Source organism: Pseudomonas rossensis, assembly GCF_039888995.1.
In the GTDB taxonomy this organism is placed as follows: Bacteria; Pseudomonadota; Gammaproteobacteria; order Pseudomonadales; family Pseudomonadaceae; genus Aquipseudomonas; species Aquipseudomonas rossensis.
In genome coordinates, this window is the sequence record NZ_JBBWCB010000068.1 from 22,820 (window position 1) to 31,616 (window position 8,797).

Here is an 8,797-nt window from a genome sequence, read left to right on the forward strand (position 1 = left end):
TCATCATCGCGTTTGAGAACAGGCGCTCGGCTCAGCGACTTTCGAATTCAACAGGAGTTTCAAATGGCGAAGAAACCCAAGGCTGCCACCTTTATCAAGGACCCGCTCTGGTACAAGGATGCGGTGATCTACCAGGTTCACGTTAAGTCTTTTTTCGACTCCAACAATGACGGGATCGGCGACTTTCCCGGTCTTATCGCCAAACTCGATTACATCGCCGATCTGGGCGTCAACACCATATGGCTGTTGCCGTTCTATCCCTCGCCACGACGCGATGACGGCTACGATATTGCCGAATACCGTGGCGTGCACTCAGACTACGGCACTATGGCCGACGCCAAGCGGTTCATCTCGGAAGCCCACAAACGTGGCCTGCGGGTGATTACCGAACTGGTCATCAACCACACCTCGGACCAGCACGCCTGGTTCCAGCGTGCGCGTAAGGCCAAGAAAGGTTCGGCGGCGCGGGATTTCTACGTCTGGTCCGATGACGATCAAAAGTACGACGGCACTCGCATCATCTTTCTCGACACCGAAAAATCCAACTGGACCTGGGACCCGGTGGCCGGCCAGTACTTCTGGCATCGCTTCTATTCCCATCAGCCAGACCTGAATTTCGATAACCCGCAAGTCATGAAAGCCGTGCTGTCGGTGATGCGCTACTGGCTGGACATGGGCATCGACGGTCTGCGTCTGGACGCGATTCCGTACCTGATCGAACGCGACGGCACCAACAACGAAAACCTGCCCGAGACCCACGACGTCCTCAAGCAGATCCGTGCCGAAATCGACGCCAATTACCCGGACCGCATGCTGCTGGCCGAGGCCAACCAATGGCCGGAAGACACGCAACTGTACTTCGGCGACACCGACGCCAAAGGCCTGAACGGCGACGAATGCCACATGGCGTTTCACTTCCCGCTGATGCCGCGCATGTACATGGCGCTGGCCCAGGAAGACCGTTTCCCGATCACCGACATTCTGCGCCAGACACCGGAGATCCCGGCCAATTGTCAGTGGGCGATTTTCCTGCGCAACCACGATGAGCTGACCCTGGAAATGGTCACCGACAAGGAGCGCGATTACCTGTGGAATTACTACGCGGCCGACCGTCGGGCGCGGATCAACCTGGGCATTCGCCGCCGCTTGGCGCCGCTGATGGAGCGCGACCGTCGTCGTGTGGAGTTGCTGAACAGTCTGCTGCTGTCGATGCCCGGCACGCCGACCCTGTATTACGGCGATGAAATCGGCATGGGTGACAACATCTACCTCGGCGACCGTGATGGCGTGCGCACGCCGATGCAGTGGTCGATTGACCGTAACGGCGGTTTCTCCCGCGCCGACCCGGCCAGCCTGGTGCTGCCACCGATCATGGACCCGCAATACGGCTACCTGTCGGTCAACGTTGAAACCCAGGCCGGCGACCCGCATTCGCTGCTGAACTGGACCCGGCGCATGCTCGCCGTGCGCAAGCAGTCCAAGGCCTTCGGTCGCGGCACGCTGAAAATGCTCTCGCCGAGCAACCGGCGGATCCTGGCCTACACCCGGGAGTTCACCGGGCCGGACGGCAAGCACGAAATCATCTTGTGCGTGGCCAACGTGTCACGTAGCGCGCAAGCAGCGGAACTGGACCTGTCGGCCTACGTCGGCATGGTGCCGGTGGAAATGCTCGGCGGTAACGCCTTTCCGCCTATTGGTCAGTTGAATTTCCTGCTGACCCTGGCGCCTTACGGCTTCTATTGGTTCGTACTGGCGGCGGAAAACCAGATGCCAAGCTGGCACGTGGAACCGGCGCAAAGCCTGCCGGACTTCACCACGCTGGTGCTGAAAAAACGCATGGAAGAACTGCTCGAAGCGCCGTCCCGCGGCACTCTGGAGCAGGGCATCTTGCCGAGCTGGCTACAGAATCGCCGCTGGTTTGCCGGCAAGGACGCGGCCATCGAACAGGTGAACATCGCTTACGGCGTACGCTTCGGCGATCCGCTGCACCCCGTGTTGTTGAGTGAAATCGACGTCACCAGTGGCGGCCAGACCAGCCGCTATCAGTTGCCGTTCGGTTTTATCTCCGAAGATCAGGTGGGTGCCGCGCTGCCTCAGCAACTGGCCTTGTCTCGCGTCCGGCGCGTGCGTCAGGTCGGTTTGATCACCGATGCCTTCAGCCTCGAAACCTTTGTGCATGCGGTTTTGCAGGGCATGCAAAGCGATATCGTGTTGTCTTCCAGTGCGGGCGAGATCCGTTTTCAGCCGACGGCGGAACTGGCGAATCTCGGCCTGAGCGGGGAATCGGAAGTGCGTTACCTGTCCGCCGAACAGTCCAACAGTTCGGTGGTGATCGGCAACAGCCTGGTGCTGAAACTGATCCGCAAGGTCGCGTCCGGCGTGCACCCGGAACTGGAAATGAGCGCGTTCCTGACTCGCGCCGGTTTCCGTAATATTTCGCCGCTGCTGGGTTCAGTGGTGCGCCGCGATCCGGCGGGCGAGGACAACCTGCTGATGATTGCCCAGGGCTACTTAAGCAATCAGGGCGACGCCTGGGAATGGACCCAGAATAACCTCGAACGGGCGCTGCGCGACGAACTGGCCGACGCCATGTCCGAGCAGGAGCAACACTACAACGCCTTGGGTGAATTGAGAGACTTCGCCGGCATGCTCGGTCAGCGTCTGGGCGAAATGCATCAGCTGCTGGCGGCGCCCAGCGACAACCCGGACTTCGTTCCGCAGGTCACCACCCAGAAAGATGCCTTGGCCTCGGCCAAGGATGTGGCAGCGCAACTGGAGTACGCGTTTAAGTTGCTCAAACAGCATCAAAGCGAATTGAACCCGGCAGACAAAGCCTTGGTCACTCGTTTACTGGACAACAAAAAAGCCATCCTCAGCCATGTTCAGGAGCTGGGCAAAAAAGCCGTTGGTGGTCTGCGCATTCGCGTCCACGGCGACTTGCACCTGGGCCAGGTGCTGGTGATCAAGGGCGACGCCTACTTGATCGACTTCGAAGGCGAGCCGGCGCGGCCGCTGCATGAGCGACGGGGCAAACACAGCCCGTACAAAGACGTCAGTGGCGTATTGCGTTCCTTTGACTACGCTGCGGCGATGGCGATCAAGGTGCACAACGTCGATAACACGGCCGATGCCCAAGCCGCTCGTCTACGTGTCGCCGATCGCTATTTAAATGAAGCAAGACAAGCATTTGTCGACGCTTATCGGCTGGCGGCAGCTAGTCTTGCTCATGCATGGCAAGATCCGGAAGGCGAGGACGCCGCATTGGCGTTGTTCGGCCTGGAGAAGGCAGCGTATGAAGTGGCCTATGAGGCAGAAAATCGCCCCACCTGGTTGCCCGTGCCGTTGCACGGTTTATATGGACTATTGAGTGGGCTTAAACCCTTTTCCGATCTTGGTGGAGAGTAGTCATGAGTTTCTCGAACAAGGAACAGGGTCACGCTAAAGAAGCGTTGCTGCCCAGATCGCGGGACATCGACGCGCTGGTACGCGCCGAACATCACGACCCCTTTGCAATTCTTGGCCCCCACGGCGATGGTGCCGGCGGGCAATTCATTCGGGCCTATTTGCCGGACGCCTTGAGCGTGCAGGTACTGGCCAAGGACTCCGGGGAGGAACTCGGCAACCTGGAGGCCACCCAGACACCGGGCCTGTTCGTCGGGCACTTCGATCGGGCGCAGCCGTATCTGCTGCGAACCCGGTGGGCCGGCGGCGAACAAATTTCCGAGGACCCTTACAGCTTTGGCCCGTTGCTTGGTGAGATGGACTTGTACCTGTTCGCCGAAGGCAATCACCGCGATCTCAGCGCTTGCCTGGGCGCGCAGCTGCAAACCGTCGACGGTGTCGATGGCGTGCGATTCGCCGTGTGGGCACCGAACGCCAAAAGGGTGTCGGTGGTGGGTGACTTCAACAACTGGGACGGTCGCCGGCACCCGATGCGCCTGCGTCATCCTACCGGTGTATGGGAAATTTTCGTCCCGCGCATGCAAGCGGGGGAAACATACAAATACGAAATCCTCGGCACCCACGGCATTCTGCCGCTCAAGGCCGACCCGATGGCGCTGGCCACCTCGCTGCCGCCGGACACCGCGTCAAAAGTCGCTTCGCCGCTGAACATCGATTGGCAGGATCAGGAGTGGATGCAATCCCGGGGCGACCGTCATCGGGTGAGTGCGCCGCTGTCGATCTACGAATTGCATGCCGGGTCCTGGCAATGTGAGCTGGATGATCTGGGCGAGGTCGCCCGCCAGTACACCTGGCATGAGTTGGCCGAGCGGCTGATTCCTTACGTCAAGGATCTGGGTTTTACCCACATCGAGCTGATGCCGATCATGGAACACCCGTTCGGCGGCTCCTGGGGCTATCAGCTGCTGTCGCAATTCGCCCCGAGCGCCCGCTACGGTACGCCGGATGACTTCGCCGCGTTCATAAATGCCTGCCATCAGGCCGACATCGGCGTGATCCTCGACTGGGTGCCAGCGCATTTTCCGACCGATACCCACGGCCTGGCGCAGTTCGACGGCACCGCGCTGTACGAATACGGCAACCCGCAGGAAGGCTTCCATCAGGACTGGGACACGCTGATCTACAACCTGGGTCGCACCGAAGTGCACGGCTACATGCTGGCCTCGGCGTTGCACTGGCTCAAACATTTCCACGTCGACGGTCTGCGGGTCGATGCCGTGGCGTCGATGCTGTATCGCGATTATTCGCGCAAGGCCGGCGAATGGGTGCCGAACCGTCACGGCGGTCGGGAAAACCTCGAAGCCATCGACTTCCTGCGCCATCTCAATGACGTGGTCGACCTTGAAGCCCCCGGCGCGCTGGTGATTGCCGAAGAATCCACCGCGTGGCCGGGTGTCAGCCAGGGCACGCAACAAGGCGGACTGGGCTTCGACTACAAGTGGAACATGGGCTGGATGCACGATTCGCTGCATTACATCCAGCAAGACCCGGTATACCGCGCTCATCACCATAACGAACTGAGTTTTGGTCTGGTGTATGCCTGGTCCGAGCGCTTTATCCTGCCGATCTCCCACGACGAAGTGGTTCACGGCAAGCACTCCCTGATCGACAAGATGCCCGGTGACCGCTGGCAGAAATTCGCCAACCTGCGCGCCTACCTCAGTTTCATGTGGGCACATCCGGGCAAGAAGCTGTTGTTCATGGGCTGCGAGTTTGGTCAGTGGCGTGAGTGGAACCACGATCAGCAGCTGGACTGGTACTTGCTGCAGTACTCGGAACACAAAGGTGTGCAGAAACTCGTCGGCGACCTTAATCGGCTGTATCGCGAAGAACCGGCGCTGCATGATCAGGATGACGCGCCGCAAGGCTTCCAGTGGTTGATTGGTGATGATGCAATCAACAGCGTTTACGCCTTCATGCGCTGGAGCAGGGAGGGGCGGCCGGTGTTGGTGGTGGCTAACTTCACGCCGGTGCCGCGTGAGGGTTATCGCGTCGGCGTACCGTTTGCCGGGCGTTGGACCGAGGTGATCAACAGCGATGCGGCTACTTACGCCGGTTCGAACTATGGCAACAGCGGCGGGGCGTTTACCGAGGAAGAGCCGAGCCATGGCCAGGCCCTCTCGTTGGTATTGAACCTGCCGCCGCTGGCGGTGTTGATGCTGCGTCCGGAGGGTTGACCGAAAGATCGCAGGCTTCGCCAGCTCCTACAAGGTGTACGCCACCCAATGTAGGAGCTGCCGCAGGCTGCGATCTCTTGATCTTTTTACCACCGCATCCGCACACCCAAACTCCCAATCAACCCGTTCAAATCATTGTCATCCACATCACTGCTGTAGTCGGCGCTGACGTAAAGACTCACGGCGGGTGTCACTCTGGCCACCAACCCCAAACCCACTTCGACGGTCGATGAATAACGGCTGCTGCTGATCTTCTCGACCTGATCGAGGTTCACCGTATTGCCGGTGTATACCGTGTGCCACACGTTGGTTCGCACATAGGGTTCGACCCCCAGGCCGTTGATGTTGTAACTACCTTTCAACCGTGCACCGACCCGGCCGCTCCAGGACGTCAGATCGCTGGACGAGGCATTGCCTGACCCGGCATACGGGGTGTCCAGGGTAATGCGTTGATTGATCAACTGCGCCTGGGGTTCGACTACCCAGTTATCGCTCAGACCAATGGGGAAACCACCTTCCACCGACAGCGTCACCGCGCTGCCCTCGGTCGCCAGTCGGGCGCCCTGGTCATTGCGGGTATAACCGTTGACCCGGCCGCCGCTGGCCGTCAAATCCACGTGCCAGCCTTGGGGCCCGGTCAGGCTCCAGTAGGCGCCGAGGCTCTGGCCTTCGAGGTTGAGGGTGTCGTGGCTGGGGTCAGCAAGGGCGCGACCGGTCAGCAGCCCGTTGCTGTTGCCTTGTAACTGAGTCGTGCCGCCGACCAGTCCGACCCGCTGGGTATGACCGCTACCGCTTTGCAGAGTCAGGATCGCCGGACCTTTGAACTCGCTACTGCCAGGGATAGCAAACCCCTGAGCCAGAACATCGGTTTGCGCCTGTCGCGAAGCCTGTCCATACACCTGATCCCAGGCCGAAGGCGCAGCGTCCTCGATGGTCAGGCGCGAACTTCGTGTATCGGAGGCGGCGCTGAAACGGCCGGAGTAGGGGGCGGTGAAAGTGACGGCGGGTAAGGTCATGACCGGAACATCCTGACGGTACCAAGGGGTGGTTTGATCCTCTGCCGGCCCTGCCTGTACTTCCATGGACGAGCACAGAAGGAGTGAACTCGAGACAGTGCAAAAAGTAACTTTGATCTCTTGTTGGGTGAATGACGTTTTCATGGAGGTCTACCTTGCAATCGCATGCCGAATCTCGCTCTGGCGTCTCTCTCCTACCCCGAATGAGGGGCGACCGAATGTAGTGGGGCAAGCCTCTGGCCGCCCGATTTTGCGGGAGTCTGGGGGGTTGCCCCGGGTAATATTTCCGGGGGTAGTAACGTGTAGCTAAGAAGACCCTTGACATCGCGTCAAGAAAATGTCCGATAAGTGGTATGTGTATTTTAGGACTTGCAAGTGACTGATTTACGCCGCACATCTAAGTTCTTGTTTGTTCGAAAAATCGTCAAAAAATCCGCATTCCAGAGCGGTTTTGATAGTGAGATACCGGTTTACCAAGTCACCCTGACACCGACATTTGCGGCCGTTCCGCGCAGCTGATTGCTGTCGATATTGCTGGTGTAGTCGAGTCCGCCATACACGTTCACGGTTTTCGCGAGGCTAAGCACAACGCCGACACCGAGGTCGGCCGATGACGATTTTTGCTCGGTATCGATCCGGTCCGCGCCGTCGAAGGTTACCGAGTCGATACCGGAAAGGGTGTGCCACAGATTGGCTCGTACATAAGGTTCCAATGGGCGTCCACTGACTTGGTAAAGGCCTTTGAGTCGAGCACCGAGGCGACCGGTCCAGGCACTGTCGGAGTCGAATGAAACGTGGGAAATGCCGTCGTCCTGGCTGTCCAGCGAGACTTTTTGATGGATGACCTGCGCCTGGGGTTCAACCACCCAGTTATCCGTCACTTGAATCGGATAGCCGGTTTCCGCCGAAACAGTCAAGGCGTGGCCTCGGTTATCCAGTTTGAGGCCGCGTTCGGAGTGGCTGTCACCGTCGAGCCGGGTGCCCATGATGACGGTGTCGACGTACCAGCCCTTGGGATCGGTCAACGTCCAGTACAAGCCATAACTGTCGCCTTCAAGTTCCACTTGGCCAGCGCGCTTGTCTTCAAAGCCTTGGTTGAAACCGTCGACATCGCCCTGTAAACGCGTATGCCCGACAAAAAAACCAGTGCGCTGGGTCTGTCCATTGGAAGTCTGTGAGCTGTACACATCGTTACCAACCTGGAAACCGCTGAGCGAACCGTCGAGCCTTGGCGTTACGGTGCCGGCCCAGGTCTGATCGACGTTCTTGCCGTAGACCCGACCCCAGCCAGCGCCAAAGGCCCCGGTTTCGTTGAGCAGGCGCTGATCGCCTTGGCGATCATGGAAAGTGCCGAGTGCATTCAGGGTCAGTTGCGCGGCAGCGGGTGGCAGTACCGACCAGGTCGGCACCTCGGGGCGGTACAGCGGAATCGGTGACGCGCCCGGTACGGCTGCCGGTAGAACCGGTAGCGGTGGACTGCTGGCGGGAGCGAGTGCGGCCACCGGCGTTGCGACGACCGGGACGACAATCGGTGGCAAGGCCGGATCCGGGTTTGGGAGGGTGACGGTCGCGGGGGCCACAACGGCAGAACGCAAATACCAACTGTTTTCGGTGCCTGCGCTAACGCCACCCTTGAACAGGTAGTAATCGAAGGCACCCGCAGATATCGGACCTTTGAGCGCGAACGCATCGGGGGTGCTGACAGCAGTGCCTTGAGCCTGCACCAACTCAATACCGTTCTGCTGCGTCAACCCGCCGGTTCCGCCCAGATTGGTGACCGTGATCAATGTGCTGCCGGTCAATGTCCCATCGTTCACCACCAGTTTGTCGCTGGGGGCGTTGTCGTCTCCCACCACGCTTTGCAACAGCAACTGGCCGCCGTTCCCCGAATAATTGCCCTGCACCGTCAGGGTGTCGTCGGTTCGGGTATTACCGCTGCTGAGGTCGATCCGCCCGGCGTTGTTTAAGGTTGCACGCTGGCCGGCGGTGAATGGCGTGATGCTGCCCTGGGCTGGCGTCAGCGTGCTGCTGCCATCGATATCGAACACACCGGTGCCGCTGGCACTGTCGCCCAATACAAAATTGCCGGCCAGATCGAACTGCGAACCATTGTTCAGGTTGGCCGTTTCCCAGTTGATGTAC

Annotated in this window: 4 protein-coding genes; 2 read left to right on the top strand and 2 right to left on the bottom strand. The window is 59.7% G+C overall.

Annotated elements, in window-relative coordinates; translation table 11 throughout:
* Positions 1–63: 63 nt before the first annotated feature.
* Positions 64–3,405 carry a maltose alpha-D-glucosyltransferase gene (gene treS / locus WLY71_RS18350; RefSeq protein ID WP_347804663.1) on the top strand — a complete coding sequence of 1,114 codons (3,342 nt, stop codon included), beginning with the start codon at positions 64–66 and terminating at the stop codon, positions 3,403–3,405.
* A gap of 2 nt (positions 3,406–3,407) precedes the next feature.
* A complete protein-coding gene (gene glgB / locus WLY71_RS18355; RefSeq protein ID WP_347804664.1) occupies positions 3,408–5,639 on the top strand; it encodes a 1,4-alpha-glucan branching protein GlgB in 2,232 nt (743 codons plus the stop codon).
* Between the two features lie 86 nt (positions 5,640–5,725).
* Here glgB and WLY71_RS18360 read toward each other — a convergent pair whose 3' ends face one another.
* Entirely contained in the window at positions 5,726–6,799 is a 1,074-nt protein-coding gene (locus tag WLY71_RS18360; protein WP_347804665.1) for an autotransporter domain-containing protein, read from the bottom strand.
* A gap of 326 nt (positions 6,800–7,125) precedes the next feature.
* On the bottom strand, positions 7,126–8,797 hold a 1,672-nt coding region (locus WLY71_RS18365; protein ID WP_347804666.1), incomplete at its 5' end, for an autotransporter family protein.

What these genes read in the sequence shown, in the direction of transcription:
- glgB (WP_347804664.1), top strand. Translation starts at nt 3,408, where the DNA reads ATGAGTTTCTCGAACAAGGAACAGGGTCACGCTAAAGAAGCGTTGCTG.
- treS (WP_347804663.1), top strand. Translation starts at nt 64, where the DNA reads ATGGCGAAGAAACCCAAGGCTGCCACCTTTATCAAGGACCCGCTCTGG.
- WLY71_RS18360 (WP_347804665.1), bottom strand. Translation starts at nt 6,799, where the DNA reads ATGAAAACGTCATTCACCCAACAAGAGATCAAAGTTACTTTTTGCACT.